Source organism: Dyella marensis (genome assembly GCF_049532885.1).
In the GTDB taxonomy this organism is placed as follows: domain Bacteria; phylum Pseudomonadota; class Gammaproteobacteria; order Xanthomonadales; family Rhodanobacteraceae; genus Dyella_D; species Dyella_D marensis.
On the sequence record NZ_CP064029.1, the window covers coordinates 2,682,683 to 2,698,044 of the forward strand.

The window sequence follows — 15,362 nt, forward strand, 5'->3', positions numbered from 1 at the left end:
GTATTCATGCCACCGACAAGTCGTGCCAAGCGCGCCCTTCCCTGCCTGGCCGCCATGCTGCTCATCGGCGCCGCGGCCTTGAGCTGCCCGGCCCTCGCGGACAATGCTCCCGTGAGTGTCCAACCTGGGAGGGTCTTCGCCAGCCTCGATGCATTCCAGAAGGCCCTGGCCGGCGGCGAAGATGAGATGACCGGCCTCGTCGCCGGCGAACTCACGGGCATCGGCGAGATACAGGCTGCCATCATCCGGCATCGACATCCGGCGGCTGGGCTCCAGGTCGTACTCATCGCGCGCCGGACCGATGGCCAGACGATCGTCCAGGCCTTGTCCAAGACCGTGAGCGCAAGCGACATCGAAGCGTCCGTCCGTATCGAACGCGGAAGCCTGTTCATCCGCATGGACTCGACCACGGGCGGCGCCTGGGGGACTTACCAGTACAAGCGCCAGGTCGACGGGCGGCTCCGCCTGATCGGGATCAAACTGCATCGTGCCGACAACAGCGGCGAGCCCGATCACGATACGACGGCCGTGGTCGACACGGATTTCAACCTGGCGACCGGCAAGATGTTGTTCAAGCGCATGGGCGATACCCGCCCCGCCGAGGCCGTAGCGCGTGGTCCCGCGTGCTACCTGGAGGATTTCGCCTTCGATTTCTACAGCTGCGCGGCAAGCATGCGGACCGCCGATGGAACCCCCGCCGATCAGCTGATGAATACGCCATAGATCCGCGGCGCCGCCGCCTGGATCACGAAGGCCGCCAGCCGACCGGCGTATGCTCGCCCGGTCACCAAGGAGAGGTTCGAACGCCATGTCACCGGATCGCCCCATCGCACTGCTTGCCGTCGCCCTCACCTGCCTTGCCGCGGCAACCGCCCCGGATTTGCGCGCGCAATCATCGTCGTCCGAAGCGCCCACGCAAGGCAGCCTCTGCCCCGCCAACCAGACCACGCTGTTCGCGTGTTCTTCCGGCCAGAAGCAGATCGCCGTGTGCGGCACGCCGGGCAATGACACCTACGACGAGCTGCGCTACCGCTACGGCACCGAGCGCAACCTGGAAGCGGATTTCCCCAACGAAGCGGAACCGGTGCCGCCGCGCCTGTTCGCCAGCGGCAACCAGGCCAGCAATGGCGCTGGCGGCACGCTGACCTATCTGCGCCTCAGCGACGGCCGCTCCAGCTTCACGGTGTTCTCGGAAACCAGCTCGCCCGCGGAGGGCGCGGTCGGTTACGAAAGCAGCGGTGTGCTGGTCGACAACCACGGCCATACCGAAACCCATCTGTGCGACGGGCAGACGCCCGCGCAGGTGGGGGGCCTGTCGGACAAGAAGCTGATCGGCAAGGCGGTGCCGCGGGACAACCGCGTGCCGGAGGGTTTTCCCACCTACCAGACATCCGCGCAGCCGCCCGAACAGGCATCCGCGCAGCCTTCGCCACAGCCGCCTGCCCAACCCACGCCCTGAGGAAACGCGGCGCGAGACCGCGCCGCGCCCTTACGACTCCGGCGGCACGATCACCACATTGTGCAGCCCTTCGCGCCGAGCCAGCCCCGGCCCGAACTGCACCACGTGCCCTTCCTTCATCACCACGGTGTAGTCGGTGTGCGTCACCGACATGCGCGAGCGGTGGCGCGCCAGATAGGTGTAGACCTCGAAATCGCCCATCGTGCTCAAGGCGTCCGGACGGCCCAGGGTGGCGACCACCTGGTCGCGGCTGTTGCCCGGATCGAGCGTGGTGATTTTCTGGCCGGTAGTGTGGCAGCCGGCCAGCAAGGCGGCCGCCAGTACGGCCGCTCCCATGATGCGCTTCATGACTCCCCCTGAGACTGGCGCTGGATGCGCCGCGCGCTGGTGAACGAGGCGGGATGGTAGCGCAAGTTTGGATGCTTCGAAGCCTCACATCAGAGCCGTCATCCCGGCGTAGGCCGGACGAGCGCGCAGTGCGAAGAACGCCCGCAGGGCGGCCCCGAAGGGGTGAGCGAAGCGAATCATCCAGTGGCGAAAACGTTTGTCGATGCAAAAGCAGACAAGAGCAAGGCTCTTAAGCCTTTTCGCGACAACCGGATATCGCCGCTACTGGATCCCGGCCTGCGCCGGGATGACGAAATGCGAGGCGCCGCGCCACTCGCAAAACCTTGCGGAAAACCTGAACGCGCCAGCCCTTGGCACACCCCCGGCCCGATGCCAGAATGCCTGCGCTTCAGGGGGAAATCGTCGGAACTGACGCCAGCGCGCACCGTGCGGTTTCCGGTGCGTGTCCAGTCGTTGCGGTCCACGACGGACCGGCCTCTCCCTCCGGGCACTACGAAGGGATTTGAGGTGCGACGCGAAAGTCTTTACGCGAGGGAGCAGGTTCCGGTACGTCCCGGAGGATCGCCGGTGCGCCGCCGCGCCCTGCCGCTGGCGCTGCTGTGCGCCAGCCTGCTCGTGGCGGTGCCGGCGCTTGCCGCCGACACCGTCACCTCGCTCGGCGAACTGTTTTCCATCGCGCACGACAGCGAGCCCGGCTATCGCGCCGCCAAGGCCAGCCTCGATGCTTCGCAGGCGCGCACGCGCCAGGCCTTCGGCGCGATGCTGCCGCAGATCTCCGCCACCGCCAGCAGCAATGGCAACCGCCGCCGCTACGACACGCTGGACCGCGTCACCCACACCTTGCACGACCGCTATCACGGCGACACCGGCCAGCTCAGCCTGACCCAGCCGCTGTGGCGCCCCGCCAACACCGCCAGCCTGCACCAGGCCGAACAAGTGGAGCGGCAGAGCGAATACCAGCTCAAGGACACCGAGCAGCAGCTGTACCAGAAGCTGGCCTCCGCCTGGTTCGACCTGATGGAAGCGCGCGACGCGGTGGAGTTCACCGCCGCGCAGCGCGACGCCTTGCGCGCGCAGTGGGATATCGCGCGCCGCGCCGTGGAACTGGGCGCGCAAGGCGAACCGCAGGCCGAGGACGCGCACGCCAAGTACGAGGAAGCCGCGGCCGATGCGGAGTCGGCACAGGCCGACCACGCCACCAAGCTGGCCGCGCTCGAACAGTGGGTGGGTCCGGCGGAAGACCTGCAGCAGCCGTATCTGGACGACCAGCTCGAACTGCCCGACCTGATCGGCAACGACATCGACAGCTGGCTGGGCCAGATCGACGCCAGCAGCCCCTCCCTGCGCGCCGCCGCGCGCGCGGTCGCCGCGGCGGAGGACGAAGTGAGCAAGCAGCGCGCCGGCCACCAGCCGACCCTGGACATGGTGGCCAGCTACGGCAACACCGACCAGAACGTCGGCAACTTTCCCGGCCAGGCCGGCTATCGCATCCGCACCTTTACCGTCGGCCTGCAGCTCAACGTGCCGATCTATTCCGGCGGCACGCAGTCGGCGAAGGTCGCCGAAGCGCTGGCCCTGCGCGACAAGGCGCGCGACGACCTGGAAGCCGCGCGGCGGCAGGCCGTCCTCAACGTGAAAACTTCCTTTCTCGCCTGGCGCGCGGGCCTGGCCAAGGCGCATGCCGCGCGCATCGCCATCGCCTCGGCGCAACGCGCGCTGGCGGTGGCCGAGCGCGGCACGGACCGCGGCCTGAAGACCGAAGCCGACACCCTTGCCGCGAAACAGCAGATCGCCGCCTCCCAGCGCGACATGCGCAAGGGCCGCTACCAGCAGCTCACTGCATACATCAAGCTGCGGGCCACCCTGGGCGACCTGAGCATCGCCGATATCGACGAGCTGGATCAGTGCTTCGTGCCCGCGCGCATGAACGCTACCGCCTCGCTCAAGCCGGAGCGCGCGCCGCGATGAACGCCCTGCCCGCCACACCCGATCCTTCCGCGCCCACGCCCTTGCCGCTGGACGGCTGGACGCGCTTCATCACCGCGCGCACCTCGGCCGAATTCTGCGACGCGTGGCTGGCGGTGCTGCGCGACAAGTTCGCGGTGATCGCGCAGGCGGCGATCCTGGTCGAATCCGCGGACGGACAGAACTTCGTGCCGATCGCGGTGTTTCCGCAGGCCAACAGCGATATGGCGCGCATGGGCGAAGCGGTGCAGCGCACGCTGGCCGAGCGCCGCGTGGTGGTGCAGCCCTGTGCGGAACCCGCCGGCCTGTGGCACGTGGCGGCGCCGCTGTCGGTGCACGACCGCGTGGCCGGCGCGGTGGTGCTGGAGCTGAGCGCGCACGACGAAAGCCTGCCGCTGCTGCTGCGCGAGCTGCATTGGGGCAGCGCCTGGCTCAGCAATCTGTTCGCGCGGCGCGAGCACGATGCCGCGCTCGCTTCGAGCGTGCGCTCGCTGGGCGTGCTCGAAGCCATAGCGATTGCGCTGCGCCACGAACGCTTCCAGCAGGCGCTGTTCGACCTCAGCAACGAATTGCGCCGGCGTTTCGGCGGCACGCGCGTGGCGATCGGCCTGATGCGCCATGGCGAAGTCAGGCTCACGGCGCTGTCGGAAGCGGCCACGTTCGAGAAATCCTCGCCGCTGGTGCACGCCTATGCCGCCGCGATGAACGAGTGCTGCGACCTGGCCCAACCGGTGGAAGCGGCGGCGCCCGAACACGATGCGCCGGACAGCTTCCGCGCGCATACCGCCCTGCTGCAGCGCACCGGCGCCGGCCGCCTGCTCTCGCTGCCGATCGCGCAGCAGGCCAGGTGCGTGGCGGTGGTGACGATCGAGCGCGAAGCGCCGACGCCGTTCGGCGAGGAGGAGCGCAAATGGATGGACACCTTCGGCGCGCTGCTGGCGCCGGTGATCGCCCAGCGCGTGGATGCGGAGCGCGGCTCGTGGCAGCGCCTGCGCGACGAAGGCCGCCGTTTCCTGGCCGCCTTGCTCGGCCCGCGCTATCTGCTGTGGAAGGCCGGCGCGCTGGCCGCGGCGCTGCTGCTGGCCGTGCTGTTGTTCCTGCCGGTGCCGTACCGCGTCTCCGCCAAGACCGTCACCGAAGGCGAGATCCAGCGCGTCGCCGCCGCGCCGTTCGAAGGTTTTCTTGCCGCCAGCTTCGTGCGTGCCGGCGACACCGTCGCCAAGGGCCAGCCGCTGGCCCAGCTCGACGACCACGATCTGCGCGTGGAACGCAGCAAGTGGGCCAGCGAGCGCGATCAGTACGACAACAAACTGCGCGAGGCGATGGCCGGGCACGACCTCACCGCCATGCAGGTGGTCGGCGCGCAGTTGCGCGAGGCGCAGGCGCAGCTGGACCTGCTGGACGACAAGCTGTCGCGGGTGAAGGTGCTGGCGCCGTACGACGGCGTGGTGGTCACCGGCGACCTGAGCCAGCAGATCGGCACGCCGCTGGAAGCCGGCAAGAAGCTGTTCGAGATCGCGCCGCTGCACAGCTACCGCATCATTCTTCAAGTGGACGAGCGCGATATCGCCCAGGTGCGCGAAGGCCAGGACGGCCAGCTGGTGATCACCGGCCTGGCCGGCGCGCCGATGCCGTTCACCGTCGCCAAGATCATGCCGGTGGCCACCGCGCAGGACGGCCGCAACTTCTACCGCGTCGAGGCGCGCCTGAAGCAGGATTCGCCGCTGCTGCTGCCGGGCATGGAAGGCGTCGGCAAGATCGGCGCGGGCCGGCGCAAGCTGGGCTGGGTGCTGCTGCATGGCCTGTTCGACTGGCTGCGGCTGAATCTGTGGAGCTGGGGCCTGTAGCCCATGGCGCGCAGTCCGTTCAGTCCGTCCTGGCATAGCGTGGCGCAGCTGCGGCCGCGGCTGATGCCGTATGCCACGGTGCAGCGCGTGGTGTTCCGCGGCAAGCCTTGGTACGTGGTGCAGGACCAGACCGGCGGGCGCGTCTATCGCCTGTCCACCGCGGCGTATGCATTCATCGCGGGCATGGATGGGCGCCAGACCGTGCAGGCCTTGTGGGAGCGCGCCAACACCTCCGAATCGCGCGATGCATGCACGCAGCCGGAAGTGGTCGACCTGCTGGTGCAGTTGCATGGCGCGGATCTGCTGCAGACCGACGTGGCGCCGGATTCCGCCGAAGCACTGGACCGCCACAAGCGCAAGCGCACCGAGACCATCCGCCAGTGGCTGCTCAATCCGATGAGCGTGAAGCTGCCGCTGCTCAATCCCGACCGCTTCCTTACCCGCCTGTCGCCCTACCTCTCGTGGTGCTTCGGCCCGGTCGGCGCGCTGCTGTGGCTGGCCGTGATGCTGCCGGCCATGGTGCTGGCGGCGCAGCATTGGGGCGAGCTGACGCATAACCTTTCCGACCGCGTGCTGTCGTCGAGCAACCTGCTGGTGATGCTGGCGGTGTATCCGGTGGTGAAGCTGCTGCACGAGCTGGGGCACGGCTTTGCGGTGAAACGCTGGGGCGGCGCGGTGCGCGAGCTGGGCGTGATGTTCCTGATCTTCGCGCCGGTGCCGTACGTGGAGGCGTCGTCGTCCGCGGCGTTTCCGTCGAAGTACCGGCGCGCCTTAGTGGCCGCCGCCGGCATGCTGGTGGAGCTGTTTCTCGCCGCGGTGGCGCTCTACGTGTGGCTGGCGGCCGAACCCGGCGTGCTGCGCGCGGTGGCGTTCAACGTGATGGTGATCGGCGGCGTGTCCACCTTGCTGGTCAACGGCAACCCGCTGCTGCGCTACGACGGCTATTACATCCTGGCCGACCTGATCGAGATGCCCAACCTGGCCCAGCGCGGCACCGCCTGGTGGACCTGGCTGCTGGACCGCCATGCCTTCGGCTCCACCGACGCGGTGAAGCCGGACGAGACGCCGGCCGAGCAGCGCTGGCTGTTCTTCTATGCACCGCTGGCGTGGTTCTACCGCACCACGGTGACGCTGTCGGTGATCTTCCTGGTGGCGGGCAAGTACTTCATCGTCGGCGCGCTGATGGCGTGCTGGAGCGCGTATGGCCTGCTGGTGGGGCCGATCCGCAAGGGGCTGAAGCATCTGCGCACCGCCGGTGCGCTGCATCGCGTGCGTGCCCGTGCCTATCGCCGCACCGCCGTCGCGGTTGGCGTCCTGCTCGCCGTGCTGCTGTTCGTGCCGGTGCCGTTGCATACGCGCGCCGAAGGCGTGGTGTGGCTGCCGGACCGCTCCATGCTGCACGCGCAGGAGAACGGCTTCTTCCATGCCTGGATGGCGGCGCCGGAGCAGGCCGTGCGGCGCGACCAGTCCGTCTACCTGATGGACAACCCGCAGCTGCAGGCGGAGCTCGCGGTCGACCGGGCCAAGCTGGACGAAGCGCAGGCGCGCTACGACGCGGATGCCTTCATCGACCCGGTGAAAGCCCAGGTCAGCGGGCGCCAGTTGGCCGAAGCGCGCGAAGTGCTCGAACGGGCGGAACTGCGCGCCGCGCGCCTGATCGGCCATGCCGGCGGCGACGGCCGCCTGATCGCCGCCACGCCGCAGGACATGCCGGGCCACTACTACAAGAAGGGCGAGCTGCTCGGCTACGTGCTGGCGCCGCGCGACCTGATGGTGCGGGTGGTGGTGCAGCAGGACGATATCGACCTGGTGCACCAGCGCCTGCACGGCGTGCGCTTGCGCCTGGCCGATTCGCTGGGCGAGGAACGCGCCTCCCGCGTGGTGCGCAGCTTCCCCGGCGCGGTGGACGAATTGCCCACCGCGGCGCTGGGGCTCAACGGCGGCGGCGCCATTCCCACCAACCCGAACGACAACAACGGCGTGAAGACGCTGCAGCGCGTGTTTATCGTCGACGTCGCCCTGCCCGCCGGCATCGCGCCGCCGTTCGGCGAGCGCGTGCACGTGCGTTTCGACCATGGCAGCGAATCGCTGGCGCGCCAGGGCCTGCGGCGCCTGCGGCAGGTGTTCCTGGGGCATTTCGGTGTCTGACGTGCGCGCCCTGCTGGCGGACCGGGATCTGCGGCTGGGCGATGGGCCTTATCTGGAACGGCTGGATGCCAGGCGCTCGCGCTGGGAGGACCGGCTGCGCGCGATGCTCGACAGCCTGCCGCGCTTCGACCGGCGGCGCGTGCGCGGTTTTCTGGCCGCGACGGCGGCACGCGAGGAGGCTGCGCGTGCGGCCAGCGACAAGCAGGTGCGCGAACGCCTGCGTGCCGCCGCCCACCGCATGCATCTGGAAGGCTTTACCGATGCGATCCTGCCGGAGGCATTCGCGCTGATCCGCGAAGCCTCGCGCCGCACCCTGGGAATGCGCCATCACGACGTGCAGCTGCTCGCCGGCCGCGCGCTGCTGCAAGGGCGGCTGGCGGAGATGTCCACCGGCGAAGGCAAGACCCTGGCCGCCACCCTCGCCGCCTGCGCCGCGGCCGCGACGGGCGCGGCGGTGCACGTGGTGACAGTGAACGACTATCTCGCCGAGCGCGATGCGGAGCACAACCGCGCGCTGTTTGATTTCCTCGGCATGAGCGCCGGCGTGGTGCTGCAGGACATGGCGGTGGCGGACCGGCGCAAGGCCTATGCCTGCGACATCGCCTATGTGTCGAACAAGGAGTTGACGTTCGACTATCTGAAGGACTGCATTGCGCTGGGGGAAATCTCGGCAACCCAGCAGCGCCTGCGCGAGCTGGCCGGCGGCGCGCGCGGGGAGCCGCCGATCCTGCGCGGCCTGCATTTCGCCATCATCGACGAGGCCGACAGCGTGCTGATCGACGAGGCCAGCACGCCGCTGATTATTTCCGAGACGCTGCCGGACGATCTCGATCCGGCGGTGTATACGCAGTCGGTGGAGCTGGCGCGGACGCTGCTCGCAGGCACGGACTACATCAAGGGCCCGCGCCGCGATATCTGGCTGACCGAAACCGGCCGGCAACGCGTGCGCGAACTGACCTCGACGTTCGGCGGCCTGTGGCGCTCGCCGCTGTGGCGCGACGAGTTCGTGCAGAAGGCTTTGTCGGCCGTGCATTGCTTCACCCGCGACCAGGACTACATCCTGGCCGAGGACAAGGTGCAGATCGTCGACGAATCCACCGGCCGCGTGATGCCGGACCGCACCTGGGAGCGCGGCCTGCACCAGATGATCGAGTGCAAGGAAGGCTGCGAGATCACCGGCCAGCGGCGGACGCTGGCGCAGATCACTTATCAGCGGTTCTTCGGGCGCTATCTGCTGCTGAGCGGCATGACCGGCACCGCGCAGGAAGTGGCGCTGGAGGTGAAGCAGACCTACGGCCTGCCAGTCACGCGCATTCCCACGCACAAGCCGAGCCGGCGCCGGCGGCTGGCGGACCGCATCTGCGCCGACAGCGCGCAGCGCTGGCGCGAGGTGGCGCGGCGGGCGATCGAGCTGGCCGCGAACGGGCGCGCCGTGCTGGTGGGCACGCGATCGGTCGAGGCCTCCGAGATACTCGGGCGCCTGTTCGAGCAAGAAGGCGTCGAGCACATCGTGCTCAACGCGCGGCAGGACAAGGGCGAGGCGGAGATCGTCGGCGACGCCGGCCAGCCCGGCCGCATCACCGTCGCCACCAACATGGCCGGCCGCGGCACCGACATCAAGCTCACCAAGGAGGTCGAAGCCGGCGGCGGCCTGCATGTGATCCTCACCGAGTTCCACGAATCGGCACGGGTGGACCGGCAGCTGTTCGGGCGCAGTGCGCGCCAGGGCGATCCCGGCACGACCGAGGCGATCGTCAGCGTGGACGACGACCTGTTCAAGCGCTTCGCACCTGCTGCCGGGCGCCGCCTGATGGCGCTGCTGATCCGCGATATGCAGCACAGCGAGCGATGGTTCCGGCGCTGGGTCACCTATGTGCAGGACCGGGCCGAGCGGCATTACCGGAAGCAACGGGTGGAAACGACGCGGAGGGATGCGGAGTGGGTGCGCGCACTCGGGTTTGTCGGAAAGACCAGGAAATAGCGGGGAACAACCAAGATTCCGGCCTTGCACGCCAAGCCTTCATAGCAACTGCCTTAAAGGTTTGAGGCAGGGACTTACGCCCCGCCGAGCGCGGCCAGGCGCCGGCACTCTTCCGCCAACGTCACCAGGTATGGATCGCCCTCGCGCCTGCGCAGCATCAGCAAGGTGATGGTCTGCTGCGACGTATACGGCGGCACCAGCGGGATCAGCCGCACGCGTGCATTGAACGACTCCATCCGCCCCGGCAGCAGGCTGTAGCCGACGCCGCCGCTGATCAGGTTGGTCAGCGAGAAGATGTCGCCTACACGCATCGCCACCTGCGGCTGATAGCCCGCGCGCCGAAACGCCTGCTGGAAACTCGCCGCCGTGGCGAAGTCGTCTTCCAGGCAGACGAACTTCTCGTTGCGCACCTCGGCCAGATCGAGCGAATTCCGCCGCGCGTAAGGCGAATCGGCAGGCACGGCGAAGAAGATGCTGTCCTCGAACAAAGGCACGGCCAGTAGCTGGTCGTCGTCCACCGGCTCGCTGAGCGCGATCACGATGGCATCCAACCGCCCTTCCCGCAGCTGCTCCAGCAACAACCGGTTGGAGCCGAGCGTCAGGTCGATGTCCAGGGCCGAGTTGCGCAGCTTCATGCGCACCAGCAAGGGCGGCATCGTGCGCGTGGTCAGCGAATACAGCGACCCCACCTTCAGGCGCGGCGCGGACAAGCCGGCGATCTCCCGCACCCGCCGCACGCCCTCCTCCGCCTCATGCAGGGCGCGCTGCGCATGTTCGGCCAGCGCATAGGCCGTCTGCAGCGGGATCAGCTTGCGCCCGTCGAGCTTGAACAGCGGACAGCCCACCGCCTGCTCCAGCGAATGCAGCGCGCGGTGCACGCTGACCACGCTGTAGGAAAGCCGCTCCGACACCTTGGGCATGTTGCCCAGCTGCATGAAGGCCAGGAACACCTCCAGCTTCTTCAGGGTGAAGCCATCGTCGATGGCCATGCCACGCTCCCAGCCACCGGCAATCATTAGCCTGAAGCTAATGAAATTACGCTTAGCTTGATTGAAGCGCAACCGGGCGCCGCCTAGAGTCGCCCTCGCCTTTTCCGCGAGAGCCACCCGATGACGGCCCCCTCCGCAGCCACCGCGCGCTGGACCACCCGCCGCACCGAGAAGCAGCGCCGCCTCGCCGCCGTGAGCGGCCTGGCCCACGGCAACCAGCTGCCGGCCGCGCGGCTGACCGAAGCGCTGGAACGCCTGATCAGCCCCGGCGACCGCGTGGTGCTGGAAGGCAACAACCAGAAGCAGGCGGATTTTCTCTCCCGTGCATTGGCCCAGGCCGACCCGGCCAGGCTGCACGACCTGCACATGATCATTCCCAGCGTCAGCCGCGCCGAGCATCTGGACCTGTTCGAGCGCGGCATCGCGCGCAAGCTGGATTTCGCTTTCGCCGGCACGCAGAGCCTGCGCATCTCGCAATGCCTGGAAGACGGGCTGCTGGAGATCGGCGCGATCCACACGTATATCGAGCTGTACGCGCGGCTCTACGTCGATCTCTCGCCGAACGTGGTGCTGGTCGCCGCGTACAGCGCCGACCGCGAAGGCAATCTCTATACCGGCCCCAGCACCGAGGACACGCCCGCCCTGGTGGAAGCGGCCGCCTTCCGCGACGGCATCGTGATCGCCCAGGTCAACGAGATCGTCGACCAGCTGCCGCGCGTGGATATTCCCGGCTCCTGGGTGGATTTCGTGGTGCCGGCGGACAAGCCGTTCTTCATCGAGCCGCTGTTCACCCGCGACCCGCGCCTGATCACGCCGATCCAGATCCTGATGGCCATGATGGCGATCCGCGGCGTCTACGAACGCCACCAGGTGCAATCGCTCAACCACGGCATCGGCTTCAATACCGCGGCGATCGAATTGATCCTGCCCACCTACGGCGAGCGCCTGGGCCTGAAGGGCAAGATCTGCCGGCACTGGGCGCTCAATCCGCATCCCACCCTGATCCCGGCCATCGAGAGCGGCTGGGTCGACAGCGTGCATTGCTTCGGCGGCGAGCTGGGCATGGAGGCTTATGTGGCCGCGCGTCCGGATGTGTTCTTCACCGGACGCGACGGCTCGCTGCGCTCCAACCGCCTGCTGTCGCAATTGGCGGGGCAGTATGCGGTCGACCTGTTCATCGGCTCCACCTTGCAGATGGATGGGCTGGGCAATTCGTCCACCGTCACGCGCGGCCGCCTCACCGGCTTCGGCGGGGCGCCGAACATGGGCCACGATCCGCACGGCCGCCGCCATGCCACGCCGGCGTGGCTGGACCTGATCCAGGGCGACGATCCGCTGCAACGCGGCCGCAAGCTGGTGGTGCAAGTAGTGGAAACGTTCCAGGCCGGCGGCAAGCCCAGCGTGGTCGAATCGCTGGATGCGGTGGCGGTGGGGCGCGAGGCCGGCATGCCGCTGGCGCCGGTGATGATCTACGGCGACGACGTCACCCACGTGCTGACCGAAGAAGGCATCGCCTACCTCTACAGGGCCGAGTCGGTGGAGCAGCGCAAGGCAATGATCGCCGCGGTGTCCGGCGTCACGCCGATCGGCCTGCAGCGCGACCCGAAGGCCTTGGCGCAATTCCGCCGCGACGGGCTGGTCGCGCTGCCCGAGGACCTGGGCATCCATCCCGGCGAAGCCGACCGTTCGCTGCTTGCCGCGAAGAACATGGCGGAGCTGGTGGCCTGGTCCGACGGGCTGTATCAGCCGCCTGCGCGCTACCGGAGCTGGTAATGGAAACCGCCGTCCGCTCATCGGCAGCCGTCACGGAGCAGGCGCAGTTCGCCGCCTGGCTGGCCGGCCAGGTCACCGGCGCGCTGCTGGACGAAGTGATGCTTGCGCCCAAGCCGGGGCTGGTCGATCCGCGCCATCGCGGCGCGCACAGCGACATGCACTGGCAACTGCTGAGCCGCTCCGCGCATGCATTGCGCCCAGGCTTTCAGGCGATGGCGCTGGCCGCGTATCGCCAACCGGCCGGCAGCGCACTGCGCGAGCGCATCGGCGCGCTGGGACGCGAAGCCGAGGCCGCGATGCTGGCCGCGACTGGCGGCATCAATACGCATCGCGGCGCGATCTGGGCACTGGGCCTGCTGGCCGTGGCCGCGGCGCAAGCGCCGGACGAGCTGACACCGGCGGCCATCGCCGCGCGCGCCGGTTCGCTCGCGCGCATGCCCGATCGCCTTGCGCCGGAACACACCGGCCACCCGGGCGAACGCGCCTGCCGCCGCTACGGTGTCGGCGGCGCACGCGGCCAGGCGCAAGCCGGCTTCCCGCACGTGCTCGGACAGGGCCTGCCGACCCTGCGCGGCGCGCGGGCGCAAGGCGCCACCGAACACGCGGCGCGGCTGGATGCCCTGCTCGCCATCATGGCCACGCTGGACGACACCTGCGTGTTGTCGCGCGGCGGGCCGGAAGCGCTGCAGGCACTGCAGGCGGGCGCCCGCCGCACGCTGACGCATGGCTGCGCCACGCTGGCCGGCCGCCGCGAACTGCGCCGCCTGGACCGCGAACTGCTGAGCCGCCACATCTCCCCCGGCGGCGCCGCCGACCTTCTTGCCGCCAGCCTGCTGCTGGACCGCATCTCCCGCGCTTAAGAGGACTGCCGATGCAAACCCTCGCCTTCACCTTCCCTGCCGCCGCACCGGCGCATGGCCGCGCGCTGGCCGGCGTGGTCGCCTCCGGCGACCTCGAAGTGCTGCTGGAACCGGCGGCCGACCGGCACATCAGCATCGAAGTCACCACCTCGGTCGAGGGCATGGAGCGCACCTGGGCGGCGCTGTTCGCACGCCTGTTCGCCGAACCGACGCGGCCGGCGGTGCGGCTGCAGATCAACGATTCCGGCGCCACGCCCGGCGTGGTGAGCCTGCGCATCGCGCAAGCCTTCGACGCACTGGCGCAGGAGCACTGAACGATGGACGCACAACGCCTGCTGGCCCGCCGCAGCTTCACCGAACTCCATGCCCGCGCACGCGCGCAGGCCTTGCTCGATCCCGGCAGCTTCCGCGAGCTGATCGATCCATTCGAACGGTTGGCGTCGCCATGGCTGCCGCGCCAAGGCATCGTCACCCAGGCCGACGATGGCCTGGTGGTGGCGCGCGGCCTCCTGGATGGCAACCCGGCCGTGGTGCTTGCCATCGAGGGCGCGTTCCAGGGCGGCAGCATGGGCGAAGTGTCCGCGGCGAAGATCGCCGGCAGCCTGGAACTGGCGGCCGAGGACAACCGCCAGGGCATCCCTACCCGCGCCGCGATCGTGTTCGAAACCGGCGGCGTGCGCCTGCAGGAAGCCAACCTCGGGCTGGCGGGCATCGCGGAAATCCAGGCCGCCATCGTCGATCTGCGCCGCTACCAGCCCGTGGCCGGCATCGTTGCCGGGCCGGTCGGCTGCTATGGCGGCATGTCGATCGCCGCCGGCTTGTGCAGCTATCTGCTGGTCACGCGCGAAGCGCGGCTCGGCCTCAACGGCCCGGCGGTGATCGAACAGGAAGCCGGCATCGCCGAGTTCGACTCGCGCGACCGCGCCACCATCTGGGGCCTGAGCGGCGGCGAGCAGCGCTATCGCAGCGGCCTGGCCGACCGCTACGTGGAAGACGATGCGGCGCAGATCCGCCAGGCCTTGCTGGCCTGCATGCGCGCGGGCCGGCCCGGGCGTTGCCGCAGCGAACGCCACGATGCGTTCCTGCCGCCGCTGTCGCAGGCCGACGGCGCCCGTCCGGCGGGGCCCGCCGAGGTCATCGCCGCGTTCGGCGAGGAGTTGCGCGCATGAATACCTCCAGCCAACGCGGCCTCGTGTGGTGGCAGGCACTGACTGGCGGCACCGAGCCACTGGCCGGCTACGCGGCTTCGCTGCGCGTGGCCGATGCAAAGCTCGGCGACGACATGGCGCGCTACATCGCGGTGGTGCCCGATCCGCACAATCCGTTCCCGCGCGCCCGCCGCGGCGAAACCGGCCTGATCGAAGGCTGGTCGCTGGCGCGGGCAGTGCGCGACGCCATCGAAGCCGACCGCGACCGCGGCCTGCGCCGGCCGATCGTCGCGGTGGTCGACACGCCCAGCCAGGCCTACGGACGCAACGAGGAAGCCTATGGCATCCACCAGGCGCTGGCCGCCGCCGCGGACGCCTATGCCACGGCACGGCTGGATGGCCATCCGGTGATCGCGCTGCTGGCCGGCAAGGCCATGTCCGGCGCCTTCCTCGCGCACGGCTATCAGGCCAACCGGCTGATTGCGTTCGACGACCCGCAGGTCATGGTGCACGCCATGGGCCGCGACGCGGCGGCGCGCATCACCCTGCGCAGCGTCGACGAACTCGACGCGCTCGCCGCGGATATCCCCCCGATGGCTTACGACATCCACAGCTATGCCTCGCTCGGCCTGCTGTGGAGGCTGCTCGCCGTCGACAACCCGGCGGCACCCGGCGCCGATGCCATCGCCAAGGTGGCGAACGTATTGCGCGAAGCGGTCGCCGATATTCGCGGCGACGCCTCCCGCGGCCTCGAAAGCCGTCTGCACGGCCCGCTGCGCAAGGCCTCGGCCGACGTGCGCGCACGCCTGCGCGCGCAATGGCGCTAGCGCATCGTCTTCCACTC

The 15,362-nt window shown here is 69.2% G+C and carries 13 protein-coding genes; 11 read left to right on the forward strand and 2 right to left on the reverse strand.

Going from position 1 to position 15,362, the window contains the following annotated elements; translation table 11 throughout:
• The first annotated feature begins 6 nt into the window (after window positions 1–6).
• Both ISN75_RS11560 and ISN75_RS11565 read left to right on the forward strand, forming a co-directional pair.
• Window positions 7–723, forward strand: a complete 717-nt coding sequence (locus ISN75_RS11560; protein ID WP_343820196.1) for a hypothetical protein — start codon at window positions 7–9, stop codon at window positions 721–723.
• Between the two features lie 85 nt (window positions 724–808).
• On the forward strand, window positions 809–1,459 hold the full coding sequence (locus tag ISN75_RS11565; RefSeq protein ID WP_343820197.1) for a hypothetical protein: 651 nt from the start codon (window positions 809–811) through the stop codon (window positions 1,457–1,459).
• A 30-nt stretch (window positions 1,460–1,489) separates the two neighbouring features.
• On the opposite strand, the gene bamE is transcribed toward ISN75_RS11565, so the two are convergent.
• Window positions 1,490–1,807: an outer membrane protein assembly factor BamE domain-containing protein gene (bamE, locus tag ISN75_RS11570; protein WP_168648680.1), complete on the reverse strand. Its 318-nt coding sequence runs from the start codon at window positions 1,805–1,807 to the stop codon at window positions 1,490–1,492.
• A gap of 567 nt (window positions 1,808–2,374) precedes the next feature.
• On the opposite strand from bamE, the gene ISN75_RS11575 reads away from it, so the two are divergent.
• Genes ISN75_RS11575 through ISN75_RS11590 form a run of 4 tightly spaced genes read left to right on the forward strand, consistent with a single transcriptional unit; the run spans window position 2,375 to window position 9,748 of the window.
• On the forward strand, window positions 2,375–3,775 hold the full coding sequence (locus ISN75_RS11575; RefSeq protein ID WP_343820198.1) for a TolC family protein: 1,401 nt from the start codon (window positions 2,375–2,377) through the stop codon (window positions 3,773–3,775).
• Window positions 3,772–5,619: an HlyD family efflux transporter periplasmic adaptor subunit gene (locus ISN75_RS11580; protein ID WP_343820200.1), complete on the forward strand. Its 1,848-nt coding sequence runs from the start codon at window positions 3,772–3,774 to the stop codon at window positions 5,617–5,619. Before ISN75_RS11575 ends, ISN75_RS11580 begins: the two co-directional genes overlap by 4 nt.
• Before the next feature lie 3 nt (window positions 5,620–5,622).
• Window positions 5,623–7,767, forward strand: coding sequence for a hypothetical protein (locus ISN75_RS11585; RefSeq protein ID WP_343820202.1), 2,145 nt, complete (start codon window positions 5,623–5,625; stop codon window positions 7,765–7,767).
• The gene (locus tag ISN75_RS11590) at window positions 7,760–9,748 is read left to right on the forward strand and encodes a hypothetical protein (RefSeq protein ID WP_343820204.1); all 1,989 of its coding nucleotides are present in this window, start codon (window positions 7,760–7,762) and stop codon (window positions 9,746–9,748) included. Before ISN75_RS11585 ends, ISN75_RS11590 begins: the two co-directional genes overlap by 8 nt.
• 74 nt (window positions 9,749–9,822) lie before the next feature.
• On the opposite strand, the gene ISN75_RS11595 is transcribed toward ISN75_RS11590, so the two are convergent.
• The gene (locus ISN75_RS11595) at window positions 9,823–10,737 is read right to left on the reverse strand and encodes a LysR substrate-binding domain-containing protein (protein WP_167256117.1); all 915 of its coding nucleotides are present in this window, start codon (window positions 10,735–10,737) and stop codon (window positions 9,823–9,825) included.
• A gap of 120 nt (window positions 10,738–10,857) precedes the next feature.
• On the opposite strand from ISN75_RS11595, the gene mdcA reads away from it, so the two are divergent.
• The 5 genes from mdcA to mdcE are packed head-to-tail and all read left to right on the forward strand — an operon-like array spanning window position 10,858 to window position 15,345.
• Window positions 10,858–12,510 carry a malonate decarboxylase subunit alpha gene (gene mdcA / locus ISN75_RS11600; protein WP_167256119.1) on the forward strand — a complete coding sequence of 551 codons (1,653 nt, stop codon included), beginning with the start codon at window positions 10,858–10,860 and terminating at the stop codon, window positions 12,508–12,510.
• Window positions 12,510–13,370 (forward strand): triphosphoribosyl-dephospho-CoA synthase, encoded by an 861-nt coding sequence (locus ISN75_RS11605; RefSeq protein WP_343820206.1) that lies wholly within the window; start codon window positions 12,510–12,512, stop codon window positions 13,368–13,370. The genes mdcA and ISN75_RS11605 overlap by 1 nt, the downstream gene beginning before the upstream one ends.
• A gap of 11 nt (window positions 13,371–13,381) precedes the next feature.
• Window positions 13,382–13,684, forward strand: coding sequence for a malonate decarboxylase subunit delta (locus tag ISN75_RS11610; protein WP_167256123.1), 303 nt, complete (start codon window positions 13,382–13,384; stop codon window positions 13,682–13,684).
• A gap of 3 nt (window positions 13,685–13,687) precedes the next feature.
• Window positions 13,688–14,539 (forward strand): biotin-independent malonate decarboxylase subunit beta, encoded by an 852-nt coding sequence (locus ISN75_RS11615; protein ID WP_167256125.1) that lies wholly within the window; start codon window positions 13,688–13,690, stop codon window positions 14,537–14,539.
• Window positions 14,536–15,345 (forward strand): biotin-independent malonate decarboxylase subunit gamma, encoded by an 810-nt coding sequence (gene mdcE, locus ISN75_RS11620; protein ID WP_167256126.1) that lies wholly within the window; start codon window positions 14,536–14,538, stop codon window positions 15,343–15,345. The genes ISN75_RS11615 and mdcE overlap by 4 nt, the downstream gene beginning before the upstream one ends.
• Window positions 15,346–15,362: the final 17 nt, after the last annotated feature.

What these genes read in the sequence shown, in the direction of transcription:
- ISN75_RS11595 (WP_167256117.1), bottom strand. Translation starts at nt 10,737, where the DNA reads ATGGCCATCGACGATGGCTTCACCCTGAAGAAGCTGGAGGTGTTCCTG.
- ISN75_RS11580 (WP_343820200.1), top strand. Translation starts at nt 3,772, where the DNA reads ATGAACGCCCTGCCCGCCACACCCGATCCTTCCGCGCCCACGCCCTTG.
- ISN75_RS11585 (WP_343820202.1), top strand. Translation starts at nt 5,623, where the DNA reads ATGGCGCGCAGTCCGTTCAGTCCGTCCTGGCATAGCGTGGCGCAGCTG.
- bamE (WP_168648680.1), bottom strand. Translation starts at nt 1,807, where the DNA reads ATGAAGCGCATCATGGGAGCGGCCGTACTGGCGGCCGCCTTGCTGGCC.
- ISN75_RS11610 (WP_167256123.1), top strand. Translation starts at nt 13,382, where the DNA reads ATGCAAACCCTCGCCTTCACCTTCCCTGCCGCCGCACCGGCGCATGGC.
- mdcE (WP_167256126.1), top strand. Translation starts at nt 14,536, where the DNA reads ATGAATACCTCCAGCCAACGCGGCCTCGTGTGGTGGCAGGCACTGACT.
- ISN75_RS11605 (WP_343820206.1), top strand. Translation starts at nt 12,510, where the DNA reads ATGGAAACCGCCGTCCGCTCATCGGCAGCCGTCACGGAGCAGGCGCAG.
- ISN75_RS11615 (WP_167256125.1), top strand. Translation starts at nt 13,688, where the DNA reads ATGGACGCACAACGCCTGCTGGCCCGCCGCAGCTTCACCGAACTCCAT.
- ISN75_RS11560 (WP_343820196.1), top strand. Translation starts at nt 7, where the DNA reads ATGCCACCGACAAGTCGTGCCAAGCGCGCCCTTCCCTGCCTGGCCGCC.
- mdcA (WP_167256119.1), top strand. Translation starts at nt 10,858, where the DNA reads ATGACGGCCCCCTCCGCAGCCACCGCGCGCTGGACCACCCGCCGCACC.
- ISN75_RS11565 (WP_343820197.1), top strand. Translation starts at nt 809, where the DNA reads ATGTCACCGGATCGCCCCATCGCACTGCTTGCCGTCGCCCTCACCTGC.